This is a genomic window from Trujillonella humicola (genome assembly GCF_046233715.1).
Lineage (GTDB): Bacteria > Actinomycetota > Actinomycetes > Mycobacteriales > Geodermatophilaceae > Trujillonella > Trujillonella humicola.
Genome location: NZ_JBJNRJ010000020.1, coordinates 27,125 through 47,795 on the forward strand (window position 1 = coordinate 27,125; position 20,671 = coordinate 47,795).

Here is a 20,671-nt window from a genome sequence, read left to right on the forward strand (position 1 = left end):
TTTGGTACGATACTAAACCAAACCGTCAGGGACCCCCCCGGACGCGCCCGCCGGCGCGGGCCGGGGGGGGGGCGCGGCCAGCGGGGGTGGACGGCGGGCTCAGCGGGCCCCGAGCGACCGCCAGTACTCGTTGAGGGCGTTGTTCGTCTTCACGAACCACACGATCGGCCCGACGATGATCAGGATCCCGGGCAGGTACCACAGGCCGGTCGCGCCGCTCACCGGCTTGGGCCGGCCGGCCCGCTCGTACATGGTGCCCACCTCGCTGCTGGCCAGGAAGGGCGAGGCGACCCCGATGAAGATCGCGAGGACCAGGGCGAGCCCGCCGCCGAGACCGTTGCCCGTGTGCCGCTTCATCTCCTCGTGGACCTTGAAGTACCAGACGAGGCTGTAGATCCCCAGGGTCACGATGCACAGCAGGATCGCGACACCGGTGCCGCGCACCTGGCCGATCGGCCCCGACGGCGCGAAGTACTGCCCGGAGGTCGGGGCCGCGGGCATCGGCTGCCCGGCGAAGCCGCCCTGCGCGGCGCCATAGCCGGGCGGCGGGGGCGGAGGGGTCTGCGGCGCCGGGTAGGACGGTCCGCTGGGGTACTGGGAGGTCGACATGGCGCCCCGTTTCCTGCATCGGCCGGCGGGCCCTCCGTCGGCGGCAGCAAGCTAGACCGCCGGGGGCCACGAGCACAGGCTTCCCGGCGTGACCGGGGCGGCGGTGGCCCCGGCCGTCACGGCGCTCCCTCCCGTCCCGCTCGCCGCGAGGCATCGCCTCGGTCGGGACCTCAGCCGGGACCTCGGCCGAGGACCGTGGCGGCGAGCCGGTCGAGGAAGGGCAGCTGCCCCTTCACCAGCTTCTCCCGCGCCTCGGCGAGGCCGAACCAGCCGGCCCGGTCGATCTCCGGGAACTCCTGCACCCGCCCGGACCGGGGCGGCCACTCGAGCGGGAAGGTGTTGCTGCGGCAGGTCGCGGCGTCGAGGTCGCCCTCGGCGGTCCACACCGACAGCACCTTGCCCGAGGCCCGCACCTCGCCCAGCGGCAGCAACGCGTCGGCCGGCACCGGGCTGCCGAGCTCCTCGGCGAACTCCCGGCGGGCAGCGGCCTCGGCGTCCTCGTCCTCGTCGTGCTCGCCCTTCGGGATCGACCAGGCGCCGGCGTCCTTGCGGGCCCAGAACGGGCCGCCCATGTGACCGAGCAGCACCTCGAGCCCGGCCGCCCCGCGCCGGTGCAGCAGCACCCCCGCGCTCCGCCTCGCCACGCCCCCACCCTCGCACGCGAGGCGCCGGAGTCAGCGCGGGCGGGCCTCCCGCACGGCGCGGGTCCAGCTGGAGCGCACGCGCACGATCGTGGTGGCGCGGGCACGGGCGCAGGGTGCGCAGCGGCCGGTGGGGGTGCAGGTCGGGCAGGACATCAGGGCCTCCCTCGGAGTCGGTGCGCCGGACCGTGGCAGAGCCGCGGACCCGCGGGCCTGCACCGACGCGCCGGTGGGACAGGACGTCACCTGCCGGACACGGCCCGTTGCCCCGCCGGTCGGCTCAGGGGCAGCGGCCACCTCCGGAGCCCCGACCGCCGGCCCCGTTCCCCGGGGCGACGGGCCCGCGGTCGGCCCCGCGGTCGATCCCGCGGTCGGCCCCGCGGTCGGCCGGCCGCCCACCGGGGCCGCAGGGGTCGTCCGGCGGGTCGGCCGCAGGAGCGGCCTCGTCCGCTTCGCCGACCGCCGCCTCGTCCGCAGCCTGGTCCGCCGGCGGCTGCGGGGGCGGGGGTGGCGCGGGCGGCGGGCCGACGGGCGACGGAGCGACCGGCGGGGCGGACGGCGTCGTCGTCCGCCACGCAGGCGGCGGCGGGGCAGGCCGCGGCTCGTCCGACAGCTCCGCCGGCAGCGACGCGGCGGCGGGTCGCTCCTCCGGCGCCGGTGCGAGGACCACCGCCGACCCGGCGACCGCGGCCAGCAGGACGGCGACCGCGGCGACCGGCCACCTGCGCCACCGGGGCCCGCGGTCGGCCCGGTGCCGCGAGGAGAGGGGCATCCGGTCGGTGTCGGCGTCCGCCGGGGGGACCGGGCCGCGGTCGTGCGGGCTGCTCGGCATCGGGCGCGAACGTACGACCGCGTTCCGCCGTCGCGGCACCGACGCGCGCGCCGCGACGCCGTCCGGGCAACGATCCTCCCCGCCTGTCACACCCGCCCCAGGCACGCGTCGAGCCTGACCGGACCGGTCCGTCCGGACCGGTAGACAGGGCCCATGAGCACCACGCCGGCCCGTCCGTCGCCCGCCACCCCGGGCAGCGCGCGACCCGCCGTGGCGATCGCGGCGACGACCACGCCGGTGCTCTCCTACGCCCTCGCGCACAACCGCGTGCCGGTGGTGTCCCGCCTGGCGCTGACCAACCACGGGGCCGCCGTCTCCGGCGCCACGGTCCGGCTGTCCGTCCAGGACTCCGAGGGCCCCATCGGCGGCGCGGTGGAGCGGCTGGTCGACCTGGAGGCCGGGCAGACGACGGTGCTCGCCGACCTGGGCCTGGTGATGGACCCCGCGGCGATGCTGCAGATCGACGAGCAGCGACCGGGCTCGATCGAGGTCGACGTCCTGGTCGACGGCGAGGACGTCGCGGGAACCGCCGCCCCGGTGCAGGTGCTCGCCGCCGGCCAGTGGCTGGCCACCCCCGTGCCGCTGGCCCTGGAGATGCTCGCCGCGCACGTCCTGCCGCACCACCCGGCCGTCGGCGCGCTGCTCGACGAGGCGAGCGCCCTGCTCGCCGAGCGCACCGGCGACCCGTCGGTCCAGGGCTACCAGGCCGGCCCGGAGCGGGTCGACGCGATCGTCGCCGCGCTCACCACCGCCATGGCCGCCCGCGGCATCCGCTACAGCGAGCCGCCGGCGAGCTGGGCCGACCTCGGGCAGAAGGTCCGCACCCCCGGCGACGTCCTCGACGGGCGGGTCGGCACGTGCCTGGACACCGTGGTCGTGCTGGCCGCCGCGCTCGAGCACGCCGGCATCCGGCCGCTGCTGTGGGTCGCCGAGGGGCACTCGTTCCTCGGTTACTGGCGCGAGGAGCGCGGCGCGGAGAGCGCCGCCACCACCGACGTCGCGCCGCTGGTGAACCTGGTCGACCTCGGCTACGTCCGGCTGGTCGAGACGACGCTGCTGGCCTCGCGCGCCGCCGACGCCCCGGCCCCCGACCCCGAGGAGCTGCACCGCGCGGCGTACACCGCCTGGCTGGCCGGCGGTCCGGGCGACCGGGCGCTGGACCGGGTGCTCGGCGTGACCGACGTCCACCGGGCCCGCCGGGACGGCATCGTGCCGCTGCCGGCGCGCACCCGCGGCTCCGACGGCACCGTGCAGCTGGTCGAGTACCGGCCGGCCGTGCACGCCGCCGCCCGACCGGCCGAGCGGGCCGTGGCGCCGGTCAGCCGGCACGGCCGCCCGGAGGCCCCCGCGCGGGTGCAGCAGTGGAAGAACAGCCTGCTGGACCTGTCGCTGCGCAACCGGCTGATCAACTACACCGAGCGGTCCGGGCTGCCGCTGACCGTGCCCGCCGGCTCCCTGGCCGCGCTGGAGGACCTGCTGTCCGGTGGGACCGCGGTGACGCTGCTGCCGTCGGACCGGCTGGCCGCCGTGCACCGCGAGCGCGGCGTCGGCGGCGCCGCCGAGCTGCCGGAGGAGGTGCTCGCCGAGACGCTGGCCGAGCGCCGGTCGGTGCACGCCGACGTCACCGAGGGCGGCTACCTGCCCCGGCTGCGCGGGCTGGCCTACAAGGCCAAGACCGTGCGCGAGGAGACCGGCGCCAACAACCTGTACCTGGCGCTGGGCAGCCTGGTGTGGGAGCTCGACGGCCGCCCGCTGCGCTCACCGCTGGTCCTGGTGCCCGTCGTCCTCACCGCCGCCTCCCGCACCGGCGGCTACCGGCTGTCCCTCGACGACACCGGCGGCGCCACCCCCAACTACTGCCTGCTGGAGAAGCTGCGGCAGGTGCACGGGCTGGTGGTCCCCGGCCTGGTCGATCCCGAGGACGGCGCCGGCATCGCGCTGGACCGGGCGCTGCGGGCCGTGCGCGAGGCGCTGGCCGACGCCGGGCTCCCGCACCGGGTCGAGCCGACCGCCGACCTCGCCGTCCTGCAGTTCGCCAAGTACCGGCTGTGGAGGGACCTCGACGAGCACTGGGCCGACCTGGCGCAGAACCCGCTCGTCGCGCACCTGCTGCACGAGCCGACCGAGGCCTTCGCCGACCCCGCGCCCGACACGGCCGGCTCGGTCGACCTCGACGAGCTGGCCGCGCTGTGCCCCGTGCCCGCCGACGCCTCGCAGCTGCGGGCGATCGCGGAGGCGTCGGCCGGGCGCACCTTCGTGCTGGAGGGGCCGCCCGGCACCGGCAAGTCGCAGACGATCACCAACCTGCTGACCCGTGCGGTCGCCGACGGCAAGCGGGTGCTCTTCGTCGCCGAGAAGCGCGCCGCCCTCGACGTCGTCGCGCGCCGGCTGGACGCCGTCGGCATGGGACCGTTCGCGCTGGACCTGCACGACAAGGGCAGCAAGGCCGCCGCCGTCCGGGCGCAGGTCAAGGCGGCGCTGGAGCACGCGGTCGCCGCCGAGGAGCAGGACCCCGCCCACCGGCAGAGCCGGACCGACGCCGAGGACCTGCGCGCCGCGCGGCGCACGCTGGCCCGCTACACGGCCCGGCTGCACGCGCCCAACGCCGCCGGCCTGTCCTGCTACTCGGCCCGCACGGCACTGCTGGCGGCGGGCCCGGACGCCCCGGTGCTGCCGGTGCCGCCTCCCGTCGTGGCCGCGGCCTCCGCCGAGGACCTGACCGCCGTCCGCCGTGCCCTGGCCCTGCTGCCCGACGTCGCCGACCTCGCCCGGCCCTCGCCGCGGCACGCGTGGGCGTTCGTGGACTCCCCGCGGGTCGACCTGCTCGCCGCCCAGCAGACCGCCGCGGCCGTCGACGCCGCGATCCGGGCGCTGCCGGCCGAGGAGCACCTGGCCCGGGCGCTGCGCGAGGTGCGCACCCCCGCCGACCTCGACGGTCTGGCCCACCTGCTCGCCGGGCCGGCCACCACCCTCGACGTCCTCGACGAGGTCCCCACCGAGCGCTGGACCACCGCCACGACGCAGGTCCTCGGTGAGGTCGCGGCCTTCGCCTCCGGCGTCCACCCCGGCCTCGACGTCGCCGGCCCCGAGGCGCTGGCCCTGCCGCTGGCCGAGCTGTACGTGGAGGCGCAGACCGCGCAGGCCGGCACCTGGCTGGCCCGCCGCCGCGGCCTCACCGCCGTGCGCGAGCGGCTGGCGCCGGTGCTGCGCCCCGACGTCAAGCTGCGGCTGCGCGACGTCCCGGACCTGACCGCGGCGCTGTGGCGGCTGCAGCAGGCGGCGGCCGCGCTGGCCGCCCGGGCGTCGGTCATCCCCGGGCTGGCCGTGCCGGCCGGCTGGAACCCGCTCCTGGAGCCCGACCTGCTCGAGGGCCAGGTCGCGTGGCTGCGGCGCAGCGGCGCGCTGGCCGACAGCGCGAGCGAGTTCGCCGTCCAGCTGCGGCGCTACGTGGTGGGTGGCCCGGGCCCCGATCCGGCCGCCGCGGCGGCCGTCGGGCGGCTGCGCGACGCGCTGGGCGCGCTGCTCACCGCGTGCGCCAGCGACGCGCGGCGGCTGGCCGCCTGGTGCGGGGACGACGGGCTGGTCTTCCGCTGGACCATGACCCGCCCCGAGCGCGGCGTCGAGCACACCGGGCTGATGTCGCTGCGCCGGTGGATCTCCTTCCTGGACACCCTGGAGCCGCTGCGGGCGGCGGGCCTGGCCGACGGCCGGACGGCGCTGGTCCGCGGCGAGCTGCCGGCCGACGACGCGCTGCGTGCCTTCGAGCACGGGGTCGCGCTGGCCTCGGTGGCCGAGCGCCGGGACGCCTCGGACCTGGACGCCTTCGACGCCGAGGCGCACGAGAAGGCGATCGGGCGCTTCGCCGCCGCCTCCCGGGCCGTCCGCCGCCACCTGGCCGCCGCCCTGCCGGCCTCGGTGCTGGCGGCGCGGCCGTTCGACGCCCGGACCGGCGACGGCCGGGTCGGGGCGCTGCAGCGCGAGCTGGGCCGCTCCCGCCGGGGCCTGGGGGTGCGCGCGCTGCTCGAGCAGTACGCCGACCTGGTCACCGCCGTCACCCCGTGCGTGCTGGTCAGCCCGGACTCGGTGGCCCGCTTCTTCCCCGCGCGCGCCGGGCTGTTCGACCTGGTGGTGTTCGACGAGGCCTCCCAGATCCGGGTCGCCGACGCCGTGGGGGCGCTGGGGCGCGCCCGCGCCGCGGTGGTCGTCGGGGACAGCCGGCAGATGCCGCCGACGTCCTTCGCCGAGCCGGCCGCCGGCGGGGAGGACGACGTCGCCGACCTGCTCGGCACCACGGTGGAGGACGAGGAGTCGATCCTCTCCGAGTGCGTGCAGGCGCGGGTGCCGCGGCAGTGGCTGTCGTGGCACTACCGCAGCCAGGACGAGTCGCTCATCGCCTTCAGCAACGCCAACTACTACGACAACCGGCTGTCGTCGTTCCCCGCTCCCACGCACGGGCGGGCCTCGGCCGAGCCCGGCGGCCGCGGCATCGGGCTGGTCCGGGTCGACGGCACCTTCCACCGGTCCGGGGCCGGGCGGCTGCTGCGCACCAACCCGATGGAGGCCAAGGCCGTCGTCGCCGAGATCCGCCGGCGCTTCGACGCCTCCCCGCACCGGCTGCCCTCGATCGGCGTCGTGACGTTCAACGCCCAGCAGCGGTCCTACATCGAGGCGCTGCTGCGCGACGCCGACGACGACCGGCTGGTCGAGGCGCTGGACCGCACCGACGGCGAGGGGTTGTTCGTCAAGAACCTGGAGAACGTGCAGGGCGACGAGCGCGACGTCGTCCTCTTCTCCACCGGCTTCAGCCCCGACGACCGCGGGGTGCTGCCGCTGAACTTCGGCCCGCTCAACCGGGTGGGCGGCGAGCGCCGGCTCAACGTGGCGGTCACCCGCGCCCGGCGGCAGGTCGTCGTCTTCACCTCGTTCGACCCGGCGCAGCTGCGCGCCGAGCAGACCGCCTCGGTCGGCGTGAAGCACCTGCGGGCCTACCTGGACCTCGCCGCGCACGGCACCTCGGCGCTGCCGCGCGAGGCCCGGCCGGCGAGCACCCTGGACCGGCACCGGGAGGAGGTCGCCGAGGCGCTGCGCGGGCGCGGGCTCACCGTGCGCACCGACGTCGGCCTCTCCGAGTTCCGGGTCGACCTCTCCGTCGCCGCGCCCTCGGCGCCCGGCACCCCGGTCATGGCCGTGCTGCTCGACGGCCCGGCCTGGGCGCGCCGGCGGACCGTCGGGGACCGCGACGGCCTGCCCGTCGAGGTGCTCTCCGGGATGCTGGGCTGGCCGGCCGTCGAGCGGGTGTGGCTGCCCGCGTGGCTGCGCGACCGCGACGCCGTCCTCGACCGGCTCGTCGCCACCGCGACCGCCGCCGCCCCCGCCCCCCTCTCCGCGGCCCCTCCCACCGAAGTGGCCACTCCGGCGACCCCTCCCCCCACCGAAGTGGCCACTTCGGCGGGTCCTCCCTCCGCCGAAGTGGCCACTTCGGCGGAGATCCCGGTGGCGGCGACGGTGCCGCCGGTCCGGCCCGTCCTCGCCGTGGTGGACGACGGTCCCGGCACGCCGCCGGCCGCCGCCGCTCCGCTGCCGCCCGCTCCCCCGCTGGCCGCGCTCCGGTCGGCCCCGGCCGCCGCGATGGCTCCGGCGCCGTCCCCCGCGCCGGTGACCGCACCGCGCGCCGAGCTGACCGTGGTCGCGGCCCCCGTCGAGCCGGCCGTCGAGCCGGCCGTCGAGCCGGCGGTCGAGCCGGCAGTCGAGCCGGTCGTCGAGCCGCCGGTGCCCGCCCGGCGCGCCAGTGCCACCCGCCGCCCGGCCGCCGTCCTGGCCCACGGCGAGCAGCCGTTCAGCCCCTGGTCGCCCCGGCCGGCCGGTGACCGCAAGACCCTCGACCAGCTGGCCGACCCGAAGGCCGCCCGCGCCGTCCGCCGGCTGCTGGCGGCCGGCGTGCGGGCCGAGGGCCCGGTGCACCGCGACCGGCTCGTCCGCCTGGCCGCCGGCGCCTACGGCCTCACCCGGGTCACCGAGACCCGCCGGGACGCGCTGCTCGCGCTGCTGCCGGCCGAGCAGCTCGCCGGCGACTTCGTCTGGCCGGGGGACGCCGACCGCGCCGGCTGGACCGGCTACCGGCGCCAGGCCGCCAGCGCCGACCGGCCGCTCGAGCACGTGGCGCCGGAGGAGATCGGCAACGCGATGGTGGCGCTGTGCCCGGCCGCCGGCGCCACCGCCGAGGAGCTCTTCCCCCGCGTCGCGGAGGTCTTCGGCTACCGGCGCCGCACGCCGTCGCTGGTCCCGCTCCTGGAGCGGGCGCTGACCGCCGTCCTGGAGTCCGGACGCCTCGTCCGCGCCGAGGACGGCACGCTCACCGGCTGAGCCGCGGGCGGACCCCTGGCCCGTGGCCACGGTGAGCGCGACACTCTGCCTCCTCCTCGAGGACGGGGGCATGCCGATGACCGCGGACGTCAGCCGGCGCCGGCGGTGCGCGACGCTCCTGGCCGCGGTGGGGCTGGGGGTCCTGGGCACGGCCTGCGGCGGGGAGGAGCCCTCGTCCGCCGCCCCCGCCTCCCCCGGGACACCGGCCGGCGGGATGCCGGCCGGGTCCGCCGTTCCCGACGCGCTCCCCGGCACCCCGCCGGAGGTGGCGGAGGCGCTGCTGACCACGGACGACCTCGGCCGGGGCTGGACCGATCTGGGCGCCCTGCCCCTCGACGAGCGCGGCCTGGACGAGTGCCCGGCCAGCCAGGTCATCACCGCCGGCGAGGACCCGATGCGGCGCGGAGAGGCGCAGAGCCTGTACGCGCAGGACGACCGGGACGTGCCGACGTTCGGCGAATCGGTCTCGCTCTGGCAGTCGGCCGACGTGGCCCGGGACCGGATGGCCGAGTTCGCGACGCTGCCGACGGACTGCCCGCCCGTCGAGCGGGAGGTGCCCGACGGCGGGACGGCCACCGTCCGCCACCTCGCGGCGGACGCACCGGCGCTCGGCGACGAGGCCGTCGCCCTGGTCCACGAGATCCGGCTCCCCGAGGGGACGATCGTCCTCCGCGACGTGGTCGTGGTCCGGATCGGCGACGCGCTGGTGCTCACCGAGGGGCCCGACGTCGCAGCCGACGATCCGGCGCTCGGCGACGTGCGGCAGCAGTTCGCCGAGCTGACCGCCCAGGCGGTCGACAAGGCCGCGCAGGAACTCACCCCCTGACCCTGGCCCGACGCGCCGCCGCGGCCGTCGGCGAGGATGAGCCGGTGGACTTCTCCGCCGACGTCGAGGACGCCGCGGCGCGCCTGGCCGGTGTCGCCCGCCGGACGCCGCTGCAGCGCAACGCCCGGCTGTCCGCCGCGACCGGCGCCGACGTCTGGCTCAAGCGCGAGGACCTGCAGGTCGGCCGCTCCTACAAGGTGCGCGGCGCGTACACGACGATCAGCCGGCTCGACGAGGCCGCCCGCGCCGCCGGCGTCGTGTGCGCCAGCGCCGGCAACCACGGTCAGGGCGTGGCGCACGCCTGCGCCGCCCTCGGCGTGCGGGGCTACGTGTTCGTCCCCGGGACGACGCCGCGGCAGAAGCGGCAGCGGATCACCGCGCTCGGCGAGGGCATGGTGGAGCTCGTCGTCTCCGGCGACACCTACGACGCCGCGGCGGCCGCCGCGGCCGGGCACGCCGCCGCCACCGCGGCCACCCTGGTGCCGGCCTTCGACGCGCCGGGCACCATCGCCGGGCAGGCCACCGTCGCCGTCGAGGTGCTCGAGCAGCTGGCGGAACGGCCGGACGTCGTCGTCCTCCCCGTCGGCGGCGGCGGGCTGCTGGCCGGTGCCGGGACCTGGCTGGCCGAGCACAGCCCGGGCACCCGGCTGGTCGGCGTCGAGCCCGCCGGCGCCGCGAACATGGCCGCCGCGCTCGCCGCCGGGCACCCCGTCGAGCTCCCCGAGATCGACACGTTCGTCGACGGCGCCGCGGTCCTCCGCGCCGGCGACCTGACCTTCCCGCTGGTCCGCGACTGCGGCGCCGAGCTGGTGACCGTGCCGGAGGGGCAGATCTGCACCGAGATGCTCGACCTCTACCAGGTCGACGGCGTCATCGCCGAGCCCGCCGGGGCGATGGCGACCGCGGCGCTCGCCGGGGGTCAGGTGCGGGTCGAGCCGGGGCAGACGGTCGTCTGCCTGCTCTCGGGCGGCAACAACGACGTGAGCCGCTACGCCGAGGTCGTCGAGCGCTCGCTGGTGCACCGCGGGCTCAAGCACTACTTCCTCGTCGAGTTCCCGCAGGAGCCCGGGGCGCTGCGCCGCTTCCTCGACGACGTCCTCGGCCCGGACGACGACATCGTGCTGTTCGAGTACGTCAAGCGGGACAACCGCGAGACCGGTGCCGCGCTGACCGGCATCGAGCTCGGCGCCGCGGCCGATCTCGCCGGGCTGCTGGCCCGCATCGAGGCCAGCCCGCTGCGGATCCAGCACCTCGCGCCGGGCACGACCGCCTACCGCTTCCTCGTCTGAACGGAGTGTCGCAGCGCCGGTTTCCTGCGCTGCGGGAATCCGCTACCCCACCCGGCCGAGGCCGAGGAGGGTGACGTCGTCGGTGTCCGGCGGGGCCAGCGTCGCGAGGACGGCGTCGAGCAGGTCCGACAGGTCCGGCCCGCCGGCGGCCGCGGCGGCCTCCAGCGCGGCCAGCCCGCCGTCGACCGGCTCGCCGCGCCGCTCCACCAGCCCGTCGCTGAACAGCAGCAGCCGCTCGTCGCCGGTGAGCCGCAGCCGGCTCTCGGCGTACTCCGCGTCGTCGAGGACGCCCAGCGCCGGCCCGCGCCCCGCCCGCAGGAAGCCGGTCGCCGTGGACAGCACCGGCAGGTGCCCGGCGCTGGAGACGGCGACCTCTCCGGTGGCCGGGTCGAGCTCGGCGACCACGGCGGTCGCCATCTCCCCGGGCAGCAGCGCCGTGAGCAGCCGGTTGAGCTCCGCCAGGGCCGCGCCCGGCCCCCCGTCGCGCAGCAGCGCCGCCCGCAGCGCGTGCCGCAGCTGCGCGGTGACCGCTGCCGCGGACAGCCCGTGCCCGGCGACGTCGCCGAGCACCAGCGACACCCGCCCGCTGGGCAGCGGCACGAGGTCGTACCAGTCGCCGCCCACGACGTCGTCGGCGCTGGGCAGGTAGCGGGCGGCCAGGTCGACGCCGGGGACCTCGGGCAGCTCGTCGAGCAGCAGGGTCCGCTGCAGGGCCGCGGCCATCCGGTTCTCCTGCTCGGCGCGGACCCGCGCGGCGACGGCGACCTGGCCGGCCAGCGCCCGGGCGGCGGCCACCTCGTGCTCCGCCCACGGGCGGGCGGTGCCCCGCACCGTCTCGGTCCAGGCCTCGAACGACCGCCGGGGCGACAGCCGGCCGCTCGCGGTCACCTCGGTCTCGTGCGGGTTGCCGCCCCACGTGACCTCGCGCGGGGTCTCCGGCCGGAACCAGGCGAGGAAGTCCCCGCCGTCCAGCCCGACCGCGAGCACCCCGCTGGCGGTGCCGGCCAGGCCGTCCGCGGCGGGCAGCACCCGCGGCAGCGCGTCGGTGACCGGGATGCCGGCCTCGAGCAGCGCGCTCACCAGCGGCCCGACCTGCTCGGCCGGCGGGGTGTCCCCCAGCAGCCGCAGCCGCCCGTCCACCCGCACGGCGGCGCCGCCGGCCGGCAGCAGGTCCAGCACGGTCCCCTCCCCCTCGGTGAGGGCGGGCAGCGGGGTGCGCCCGGCCCGGCCGACCGCGGCGGCGAGGTCGGCCGAGCGCTGCGCGACGCCGACGACGTCGCCCTGCGCGCCGGCGGCGACCTTGGTGTGCAGCAGCAACGAGGCGGTGCGGCCGAGGAACTCCGCGGCGACGCGGTCGGCGTAGGAGGGCCTCCGGGGACCGGCGTAGTGGTGGCAGGCGATGAGCCCCCACAGCCGGCCGCGGTCCAGCAGCGAGACCGACATGGAGGCGACGACGCCCATGTTGGCCAGGTACTCCAGGTGCACCGGCGACACGCTGCGCAGCCCGGCGCCGGACAGGTCCAGCGGCCGCCCGGTGCCCGGCACGACCGCCGGCTCCAGGGACACCGGGGTGTAGCCGGCGTCGGGGATCGACCGCAGCCAGTTGGTCGCGTAGAGGGCGCGGGCCTGCGCGGGGATGTCCGCGGCCGGGTAGTGCAGCCCGAGGAAGGGCTCGAGGTCCGCCCGGCGGTCCTCGGCCACCACCTCGCCGTTCCACTCGCGGTCGAAGCGGTAGACCATCACCCGGTCGAAGCCGGTGAGCGCGCGGACGTCGCGGGCCAGCACCGCGGTGAGCTCCTCGAGCGAGGCGGTGCCCGACAGCCGCTGCAGCACCGAGGGCAGCCGCCGGTGCCACGCCGGCCCCGCCTCCGCGGCCCCGGCCAGCGGCTCCCACTCGGTGACCAGGAGCCCGTCGGCGCGGTGCACCACGAGGTCGGCCGGGCCGGTGGCCAGGTCGAGCCGGAGCGGGTTGAGCTCGGTCAGGTCGCCGGCCAGCCCGGCGCGCAACCGCCGGGTGTCCTCGGGGCCGAGCAGGTCGGCGAGGGTGCGGCCGGCGACGTCGGTGCCGAGCACGGCCGCGGCGTTCGCCGAGGCGACGACGACGGCCAGGTCGGGCTCGGTCACCGCCAGCAGCGCGCCGTGCGGCTGGATCGCGCCGGGGACGGCGATGGGCTCGTCCGCGCAGCGCAGCAGGGCGTCGGCGAGGGCGGCGTCGGAGAGGGCGGCGTCGGAGAGGGCGGCGCCATGGGGAGCGCCGTCGGCCGGGATCACCGACCGACCCTACGAACCGACTTCCCCGCCGGCGAGGCCGGCCTGCTCGACGATCGGCACCGCCCGGTGCAGCTCCAGCAGGTCGATCACCAGGCGGACCGGGCGGTTGCCGGCCGGGCAGACCACCTGCAGCCCGACGCCGACGTCCCCGCAGTGCTTGGCGGTGCGGATCAGCTGCCGGGCCCCGGAGGAGTCCAGGAAGGTGGTGTCGCCGAGGTCGACGACCAGGGACGTCGCACCCGACGCGAGCACGTCGGCGACGGCGCTGCCCAGCTGCGGGGCCGTCGCGATGTCGAGCTCACCGCGGACCCGGAGCGCGGGCCGCCCCTTCACGAGCGTGCGCTGGACCTCGAACTGCACCGACAACCAGCCTCTCGCCCGACGCCCGGCCGCATCCGGTCAACGGCTCATCGGTTCCCGGTACACCGTAGGCAAGCCCCCCGTGCGCTGTCGCGGCAGGTCACCCGACCGGTACCGCACCGTCCGCCGCCGCCCCCGGGTGCTACGGATCCGTGACGACCTCCGGTCGGTGGTGCGACATCCGGGATGGGCCGGCCCGGCGCCGGGCAGGGTGGGATCGCCGGGGAGCGCGGGAGCGGCCTGCAGCCGGCGGAGGAGGCGGTGTCGGTGACCCCCGACGTGACGCGCGACATCCTCGAGGAGGCGTGGCGGCCGGGCACCGCCCCGCCCGTGGCGGTGCACGTGCGCCCCGAGGTCCACGCCCGGCTGGTGCGGCAGGCCGGCGACGGCTGCAGCGGCAGCCGGATCGGCACCCCGGCCGCCCTCCCCCTCGTCGTCGACGAGGGGATCCCGGCCGCACCCGGCTTCGAGGTGCACCGCGCCGTGGCCGGCGCCGGGCTGCACCGCGCCGCCACCGGCGCGGAGCTGCACTCCGTGGCGACCGGCAGCGACGTGCCCTCCGCGGCGACCGGCGCCGAACCGCACCGCGCCGTGGCGGGTGCGGCGTGAGGAACCTCGTCGCCAACGGCGTCGACCTCGTGCGCGCGGTCGTCGACGAGGGGCTCAGGCAGCTGGCCCGCGTCGTCGCGGGGGCCGCGGACGACCGGCACCCCTCGCCGCACCGCGCCCCGGGCGGCCGGGCGGACGCCGCCCGGCCGCCGCTGGGCCTCAGCCGCTGAGCCTGGCGGCCTCCTTCTTCACGGTCACCGGCTCGGCCAGCCGCTGCTCGTCCACGACCGCCTGCAACCGGTCGACGGTCTCCTCCAGGCCGGGGCCCAGGCGCCGGCCGGGGGTGAACGTCGCGGGCAGGTGCTTGAGGCCGTTGATCACGCCGACGGTGTCGTAGTGCACCGCCCCGCCGGGCTCGCAGACGAAGTCCGGCATCCGGTCGAGCACGGCCTTCAGCATCGTCTTGAACGTCGCGCGGGCCACGTTGGAGCCGATGCACCGGTGCACGCCGAGACCGAAGCTGGCGTGCCGGTTGCCCTTGCGGTCCAGCTTGATCTCGTGCGGGTCCTCGAAGACCGTGGCGTCCCGGTTGGCCATCGCCCACGACAGCCAGAGCCGGTCGCCCTCCCTGAGCCGGACCCCGTGGATCTCCTCGTCCTTGGCCACGGTGCGGCCGTCGCCGGGAGCCGGGGTGTAGAAGCGCAGGAACTCCTCGGTGGCGCTGTCGCGCAGCTCCTCCCACTCGTCGATGAGCCGCTGGCGCTGGTCGGGGTGCTCGGACAGCCACTCCAGCGAGTGCGCCGTGAGCGCCGTGGTGGTGTCGAACCCGCCGCCGATGAGCAGCCCGACCGCGCCGAGCACCGCCATGTCGTCGGGGCTCTGGCCACCGATGTCGGCGTTGATCAGAGCGTTGACCAGCCCCGGCCGCGGGTTGGCGCGGATGTCGGCGATGTAGCCGAACGACCGCATCCCCATGACCTGCATCTGCTGCAGGACGACCTCGTGCTCGGGGGTGTTCGGCTTGGTGTAGACCTGCGCGTGGATCGGCTCGACGTAGGTCATGTAGTCGTTCATCGGGAAGCCGAGCATCGCCATCGTCAGCACGGCCGGGACGATGTTGGCCAGGTCGTCGACGAAGTCGATCCGGCCGGTCTCGATCACCTCGTCCAGCGAGGCGCGGGTGAGCTCGTCGATCACCGGCTGCCAGCGGGCCACGGCCGCCGGCGACAGGTAGGGGTTGAGCGCGTTGCGGTAGTGCCGCTGCGCCGGCGGGTCCATGCCGAGGAACATCCCGCCGAGCCGGCCGGGCGGGCCGTAGGACATCTGGCGGCTCTCCAGCGGCGGGGGCGGGATGGAGATCCCGGTGTACCCGTTGCGCTCGCCGTGCGGGTCGTCGTCGTTGGACAGCACGTCGGCGCGGCGCGCGGTGTCGAACAGCTCCTGGTTGCCGGTCACGAACCAGTAGCCGCCGTGGGTGTCGTTCCAGGCGATCGGCTTGCTCGCGTGCAGCTCGTCGGAGAGCCGTTCGAACTCGGTCCGGTACTGGTCGCCGTGCCGGTCGAGCTCGATGCGCAGCGCGCTGCGCTGGTCTCCGGTGCGGACGGTGTCGTCGACGGTCATGCGGCTTCTCCCAGGTGGTCGGGCTGGTGGGCGGTGGGGTGGCCGCGGTCGCTCCGGGACGGCGGCCGGCGGAGCTCAGGACAGGCGGGCGACCTCGCGTCGGACGGTGACCGGCTCGGCGAGCCGCTGCTCGTCGACCACCGCCTGCAGCCGGGCGATGGTCTCGGCCAGGCCGGGGCCGAGGCGCTCGCCCGGCGTGAAGGTGGCCGGCAGGTGCTTCATGCCGTTGATCACGCCGACGGTGTCGTAGTGCACCGCGCCGGCCGGGTCGCAGACGAAGTCCGGCATCCGGTCCAGGACGGCCTTCAGCATCGTCTTGAACGTCGCGCGGGCCACGTTGGAGCCGATGCACCGGTGGATGCCGAGACCGAAGCTGGCGTGCCGGTTGCCCTTGCGGTCCAGCTTGATCTCGTGCGGGTCCTCGAACACCGTGGCGTCCCGGTTGGCCATCGCCCACGACAGCCACAGCCGCTCCCCCTCGCGGAACCGCGCCCCGTGGATCTCCGCGTCCTGGGTGACGGTGCGCCCGTCGCCAGGAGCCGGGGTGTAGAAGCGCAGGAACTCCTCGGTGGCGCTGTCGCGCAACTCCTCCCACTCGGTGATCAGCCGCTGCCGCTGGTCGGGGTGCTCGCCCAGCCACTCCAGCGCGTGCGCCGTCAGCGCCGTCGTCGTGTCGAACCCGCCGCCGATGAGCAGCGACACGGCGCCGAAGACGTCGCTGTCCTCGGTCCGTCGCCCGGTGATCTCGGCGTTGATCAGGCCGTCGACCAGCCCGGGCCGGGGGGTGGCGCGGATGTCGGCGATGTACCCGTAGGTACGCACCGCCATCTGGATGCTCTGCTCGATCACCCGGTCCATCTCCGGGGTGTTCGGCTTGGTGTAGACGGCGGCGTGGGTGGGCTCGACGTAGATCTCGTAGTCGGCCATCGGGAAGCCGAGCATCGCCATGGTGAGGACGGCGGGGACGATGTTGGCCAGGTCGTCGACGACGTCGATCCGGCCGGTCTCGATCACCTCGTCGAGTGCGGCGCGGGTGATCTCGTCGAGCACCGGCTGCCACCGCGCCACCGCCGCCGGGGACAGGTAGGGGTTCAGCGCGTTGCGGTAGTGCCGCTGCACCGGGGGGTCCAGCAGCAGGAAGTTGCCGCCGAGCGAGCCGGGCGGACCGGCCATCGCCTTGGCCGACTCGGGGTTCATCGACGGGATGCTGATCCCCCGGTAGCCCCTGCGCTCGCCGTGCGGGTCGTTGTCGTTGGACAGCAGGTCGGCCCGGCGGGCGGTGTCGAACAGCTCCTGGTTGCCCGAGACGAACCAGTAGCCGCCGTCGGTGTCGTTCCACGCGATGGGCGCGGTGGCGTGCAGCTCGTCGGCCAGCCGCTCGAAGTCGGTGCGGTAGGCGTCGCCGTGCCGCTCCAGCCGGACGACCCCGGGTGCCCGCTCCTCGACCGGTGCTGCGCTCGCCTCGTCGACACTCACGGCTGCCCCTCTCCCCTGCGGACCCGGCGCCGAGGAGCACGGACCCGTCACCGTCCCGTGACGGCGTTCACAGTTCGAAGAAAGAGTATCGATCGAATCGTTGCGAGCAAAGCCTTGGTCCGTGTTCCCACCGGCGGGTCGGCGCAGCCGCCCGCGGCCGGGCCCGGGAGGAGGCCCCGTCAGCGAGCTCGTCGCGGCGGACCGGCGTGGCCGGGGACCGCTCCGGGCACGGTGCCGTCCCGCAGCCACGCGACGGCCGGCCCGCGGAGGCGGGTCAGCCCCTTGTAGTCGGCCATGTCGTCGGGCAGCTCGGCCAGCACCGCCGCGAGCCGACGCCGCCACTCCGGCACCGCGGCCAGCTCCCGCAGCGACAGCAGGTACGTGCGGACGAGGAAGCAGATCGCGTTCGAGACGCCGAGCCGGATCAGGTGCTGGACCTCGACGCGCAGGTGCAGCCGGTCGGGCAGCGCGGGATCACCGACGACCGCCGCCCGGGCCGGGCCCCACGCCGGACGGCTCTCGGTGGCGGTGTCCAGCCGGCGGTCGACGGTCACCGACCAGTTGGTGCGCCGGTACTCCTGGCCGGGGTGCAGGCGCAGGAGGAACTGCTCCGCCCGCTGGACGACCCCGGTCTCGTGCACCCGCGGCACCGGCCCGTGCACCTCGAGGAACCGCATGCCGACGTCGAAGCCCACCGACCAGTCCGCGGCGAAGGTGACCAGGCCGGCGTCGGCCCACAGCGACCCCTCGCGCTGGTCGAGCAGGACGACGTCCTCCTGGACCTGGCTGCCGAGCAGGGCCAGCGGGCCGCCGGGCAGGGAGTCCTCGTCACCGACGGTGAAGGACGTCGACGTGCCGGTCAGCTCGTTGCGCCAGCTCCACCGATCGCCGTCGACCCGCAGCGCGGTGGCGCCGGGCAGGGTGGCCGCCAGCTCCGGCAGCAGGGTGGTCAGCGCGTCCCAGGCGGCCACCCGCATGTGCGGTAGCTGCTGGCAGCGGGCGGGGTCGGCGGCCAGGATCTCCCGGCGCAGCGCGAGCTCGGCCGCGTACCCGGCGTCGACGTCGAGGAGCCCGGCGCCCCAGGTGCCCGCTGCCGTCCGCACGGGCCGGCGGGCCGGCTCGACGTCCGTGGAGTACCGGTAGCTGTCGGTGGCGAACGGGAAGGGGAAGCGGGCGGTCCGCTCCGGCGGGTGGACGGCGGTCACAGGTCCAGCTCCAGCTCGTCGTCGGCGCACCGGGAGACGCAGGCCATGAGCACGTCGCCGGCCGCCCGCTCGGGCTCGGTCAGGTAGAGGTCGCGGTGCAGCGGCCGGCCGGCGGCGACCCGGACGCGGCACCGCCCGCAGACGCCCTGCCGGCACAGGCTGGGGACGGCGACGCCGGCGTCCTCCAGAGCCGTGAGCAGGCTGGTACCGGCCGGTACCGGCACCCGCGTGCCGCGGCGGGCGAGGCGGGCGGTGAAGGGAGCCCCCGGGTCGAGGTCGGCGGCCGAGAAGCGCTCGGCGTGCACCCGCACGTCGGGCCAGCCCAGCTCCGCCGCGGTCTCCTCGACGAAGGCGATGAGCGGCGCGGGCCCGCAGACGAACACGTGCGTGCCGAGCGGCCGGTCGGCCAGCACGGCCGCGACCCGGCCCAGCAGGCCGGGCGTGCTCTCGTGCACCTGCAGGCGGTCGCCGCACAGCGCCCGCAGCTCGTCGCGGTGGGCACCGGCGCCGGGGCGGTGACCGTAGAGCAGCTCGAAGGACCTGCCCCACCGCACCGCCGCACGCGCGTGCGACAGCATCGGCGTGACGCCGATCCCGCCGGCCACCAGCACGGAGTGACGGGCCGTGGACACCGGCGGGAAGGCGCTGCGCGGGCCGGTGGCGGCGAGCCGGTCGCCGGGCCGGAGGCGGTGCACGGACGCCGATCCGCCTGCCCCACCGGGGCGCAGCAGCACCGAGATCCGGCACTGCGGCGCGGGCGAGCCGTCGCCGGTGAGCGAGTAGGCGTTGCGCCGCCCGCCGCAGTCGAGCACCAGGTGGCTGCCGGGCGCGTAGCCGGGCATCGGGCCGCCGTCCGCTCGGCGGAGGGTCAGCGTGCGGATCCCCGGCGCGGCGTCCGCGGTCGCGACCACCTCCAGCAGGAGGTCGCCCCGCTCCGGCCGCGCGGACGCGGGGAGCGGGGCCGTCACGCGGTCCCCGGCGCGTCGGCCACGGAGCCGAGGTAGGCCGCGCGGTGCCGGGAGAGGTGCGCGGAGACGTGCAGCCGCGTGCCGCAGCCCCGGCAGCGGGTCTCGCTCGGCCCTGGCTGCCCGGTCTCGGTCGTGCTGCCGCAGTGGGCGCACCACACCCGCCGGCGCCGGGTCGAGGTGGCGGCGGCGCGGATCTCCGCGTCCACCGCACCGAGCCGGGTGGCCACGGCCCGGGCGGCGAGGACGTCGGCCTCGGGCCCGGCCAGCGCCAGGCGCCAGCCCACCCGGGCGCCGGCCACCTCGGCCGCGAGGAGGTCGAGGGTGGCGTCGTCGGCCCGGTCGGCCGTGTGCACCCACACGGGGGTCCCCGCCGACGCGGCCGACCGCCACGCCGTCACGACCGACGCGCCGCGGTCCCCGAAGCCGAGCAGCGCCAGCCATCGCGCCGCGCGGTCGAGGTCCGGGACCTCCCGCACCATCCGGTCCTCCCGTCGTCCACCGCAGGTGGTGCCGCACGCCCGGGACGGCGGACACCCGTGCGGGTCACCCGCCCGTCACGGTCCCACGGCGCGGGCGTGCAGCGGGTGGTGGCAGGCTGTGCCCACGGCCGACGGAGAGGGGGCGGTGTGGACATCGCGTTCACGGTGACCCTGCCGGTCGACACCGACAGCGTGCCGTTCGTCCGGGGGATGTGCCGCCAGGCGCTCGAGCACCTGGGCATCGCGCGGTCGGTCATCGACGAGATCACCCTCGCGCTGACCGAAGCGTGCGCGAACGTCGTCCAGCACAGCGGCGGCCACGCCCGCTACGAGGTGGGCGTCTCGATCGACGACCGGCGCTGCCGCATCACGGTGTGGGACGACGGCGAGGGCCTGGACCCTTCCGCGGCGCCGGCGACGCAGAACGGGCGCGACCGCGCCGACGGCGGGACCGGACTGCTGCTCATGCAGGCGCTGGTCGACCGGCTGGACTTCCGGCACGACCGCGACGGCCGGCACCGGGTGACGCTGGAGAAGCAGCTGTCCAGCCGCCCCTCCCTGCGCCTGCTCGACTGAAATCGCGCTCGCGGGTCAGCGGAGGACCAGCGAACCCCGCGCGTCGGCCTCGAGCAGCGCGGCCAGCCGGGCGGCGCGGGCAGCGGCGTCCCGGGCGGCCGGGTCGGAGCCGTCGGCGCGCCGGCACAGCAGGGTCAGCTGGTGGGCGGTGACGAGCCGCCACGACCGGCGGCGGCGCTCGGTGCCCTCGACGGCCGACGCCGTCCCGTCCGTTCTCTGCACGCCGTCCTCCTCGGGCCACCGGGGGCGGATCCTGCCCCTCGGCGGGTCGTACGATAGATCAGGACCTTTCGAAAGGTCCAGCCCGGTCGCCATCGCGGCCTCGGCGGTCAGCCGGCCGGCCGGACGCGGGGCAGGCCGAGTCGCCGCTCGGCGACGATCTCCCGCTGCACCTCGCTGGTGCCGCCGTGGGTGGTGCTGACCGGCGCCTTGCGGAACGCCCACTCGACCGCCCCGTGCAGCGGGCCGGCGTCGCCGCGCGGCAGTGCCCGCTCCCCCAGCAGGTCGGCCAGCGCGTCGGCCCTGGGCGACGGCCCACCTGCTGGCCGGGTCGGCGCCGGGGCGGGAGCTGCTCGGCGCGGTCGACGCGGGCTCGGTCGTGCCGGCG

The 20,671-nt window shown here is 76.8% G+C and carries 17 protein-coding genes; 6 read left to right on the plus strand and 11 right to left on the minus strand.

Annotation, left to right across the window (positions count from 1 at the left end):
- Positions 1-99: 99 nt before the first annotated feature.
- Both ACK586_RS12335 and ACK586_RS12340 read right to left on the minus strand, forming a co-directional pair.
- Positions 100-609, minus strand: coding sequence for a DUF4234 domain-containing protein (locus ACK586_RS12335; protein WP_409330779.1), 510 nt, complete (start codon positions 607-609; stop codon positions 100-102).
- A 170-nt stretch (positions 610-779) separates the two neighbouring features.
- Entirely contained in the window at positions 780-1,253 is a 474-nt protein-coding gene (locus ACK586_RS12340; RefSeq protein WP_409330780.1) for an NUDIX hydrolase, read from the minus strand.
- A gap of 982 nt (positions 1,254-2,235) precedes the next feature.
- Here ACK586_RS12340 and ACK586_RS12345 point away from each other — a divergent pair.
- The 3 genes from ACK586_RS12345 (at position 2,236) to ilvA (ending at position 10,560) form a co-directional block, all read left to right on the plus strand.
- Positions 2,236-8,445 carry a DUF3320 domain-containing protein gene (locus ACK586_RS12345; RefSeq protein ID WP_409330781.1) on the plus strand — a complete coding sequence of 2,070 codons (6,210 nt, stop codon included), beginning with the start codon at positions 2,236-2,238 and terminating at the stop codon, positions 8,443-8,445.
- 70 nt (positions 8,446-8,515) lie between these two features.
- Positions 8,516-9,271, plus strand: coding sequence for a hypothetical protein (locus tag ACK586_RS12350; protein ID WP_409330782.1), 756 nt, complete (start codon positions 8,516-8,518; stop codon positions 9,269-9,271).
- Positions 9,272-9,315: 44 nt separating this feature from the next.
- A complete protein-coding gene (gene ilvA, locus ACK586_RS12355) occupies positions 9,316-10,560 on the plus strand; it encodes a threonine ammonia-lyase IlvA (RefSeq protein WP_409330783.1) in 1,245 nt (414 codons plus the stop codon).
- A 42-nt stretch (positions 10,561-10,602) separates the two neighbouring features.
- On the opposite strand, the gene ACK586_RS12360 is transcribed toward ilvA, so the two are convergent.
- On the minus strand, positions 10,603-12,831 hold the full coding sequence (locus ACK586_RS12360; RefSeq protein ID WP_409330784.1) for a SpoIIE family protein phosphatase: 2,229 nt from the start codon (positions 12,829-12,831) through the stop codon (positions 10,603-10,605).
- A 9-nt stretch (positions 12,832-12,840) separates the two neighbouring features.
- Positions 12,841-13,191: an STAS domain-containing protein gene (locus tag ACK586_RS12365; RefSeq protein ID WP_409330785.1), complete on the minus strand. Its 351-nt coding sequence runs from the start codon at positions 13,189-13,191 to the stop codon at positions 12,841-12,843.
- Positions 13,192-13,458: 267 nt separating this feature from the next.
- Here ACK586_RS12365 and ACK586_RS12370 point away from each other — a divergent pair, with 267 nt between their 5' ends.
- Both ACK586_RS12370 and ACK586_RS12375 read left to right on the plus strand, forming a co-directional pair.
- Positions 13,459-13,800 carry a hypothetical protein gene (locus ACK586_RS12370; RefSeq protein ID WP_409330786.1) on the plus strand — a complete coding sequence of 114 codons (342 nt, stop codon included), beginning with the start codon at positions 13,459-13,461 and terminating at the stop codon, positions 13,798-13,800.
- The gene (locus ACK586_RS12375) at positions 13,797-13,970 is read left to right on the plus strand and encodes a hypothetical protein (RefSeq protein ID WP_409330787.1); all 174 of its coding nucleotides are present in this window, start codon (positions 13,797-13,799) and stop codon (positions 13,968-13,970) included. Before ACK586_RS12370 ends, ACK586_RS12375 begins: the two co-directional genes overlap by 4 nt.
- Here ACK586_RS12375 and ACK586_RS12380 read toward each other — a convergent pair.
- The 5 genes from ACK586_RS12380 to ACK586_RS12400 all read right to left on the minus strand — a co-directional run bounded on the left by ACK586_RS12380 (position 13,960) and on the right by ACK586_RS12400 (position 19,488).
- Positions 13,960-15,360 carry a cytochrome P450 gene (locus tag ACK586_RS12380; RefSeq protein WP_409330788.1) on the minus strand — a complete coding sequence of 467 codons (1,401 nt, stop codon included), beginning with the start codon at positions 15,358-15,360 and terminating at the stop codon, positions 13,960-13,962. The genes ACK586_RS12375 and ACK586_RS12380 overlap by 11 nt on opposite strands.
- 75 nt (positions 15,361-15,435) lie before the next feature.
- Positions 15,436-16,836 (minus strand): cytochrome P450, encoded by a 1,401-nt coding sequence (locus tag ACK586_RS12385; RefSeq protein ID WP_409330789.1) that lies wholly within the window; start codon positions 16,834-16,836, stop codon positions 15,436-15,438.
- 179 nt (positions 16,837-17,015) lie between these two features.
- Positions 17,016-18,041, minus strand: coding sequence for a heme-dependent oxidative N-demethylase family protein (locus ACK586_RS12390; protein ID WP_409330790.1), 1,026 nt, complete (start codon positions 18,039-18,041; stop codon positions 17,016-17,018).
- Positions 18,038-19,009, minus strand: a complete 972-nt coding sequence (locus tag ACK586_RS12395; protein ID WP_409330791.1) for a PDR/VanB family oxidoreductase — start codon at positions 19,007-19,009, stop codon at positions 18,038-18,040. Before ACK586_RS12395 ends, ACK586_RS12390 begins: the two co-directional genes overlap by 4 nt.
- Positions 19,006-19,488 (minus strand): dimethylamine monooxygenase subunit DmmA family protein, encoded by a 483-nt coding sequence (locus ACK586_RS12400; protein WP_409330792.1) that lies wholly within the window; start codon positions 19,486-19,488, stop codon positions 19,006-19,008. Before ACK586_RS12400 ends, ACK586_RS12395 begins: the two co-directional genes overlap by 4 nt.
- Before the next feature lie 147 nt (positions 19,489-19,635).
- On the opposite strand from ACK586_RS12400, the gene ACK586_RS12405 reads away from it, so the two are divergent.
- Positions 19,636-20,064 (plus strand): ATP-binding protein, encoded by a 429-nt coding sequence (locus ACK586_RS12405; protein WP_409330793.1) that lies wholly within the window; start codon positions 19,636-19,638, stop codon positions 20,062-20,064.
- A gap of 15 nt (positions 20,065-20,079) precedes the next feature.
- Here the strand turns inward: ACK586_RS12405 and ACK586_RS12410 are convergent, their stop codons facing one another.
- Both ACK586_RS12410 and ACK586_RS12415 read right to left on the minus strand, forming a co-directional pair.
- Positions 20,080-20,286, minus strand: a complete 207-nt coding sequence (locus tag ACK586_RS12410) for a hypothetical protein (RefSeq protein WP_409330794.1) — start codon at positions 20,284-20,286, stop codon at positions 20,080-20,082.
- 107 nt (positions 20,287-20,393) lie between these two features.
- Positions 20,394-20,576, minus strand: coding sequence for an acyl-CoA dehydrogenase family protein (locus ACK586_RS12415; RefSeq protein ID WP_409330825.1), 183 nt, complete (start codon positions 20,574-20,576; stop codon positions 20,394-20,396).
- Positions 20,577-20,671: the final 95 nt, after the last annotated feature.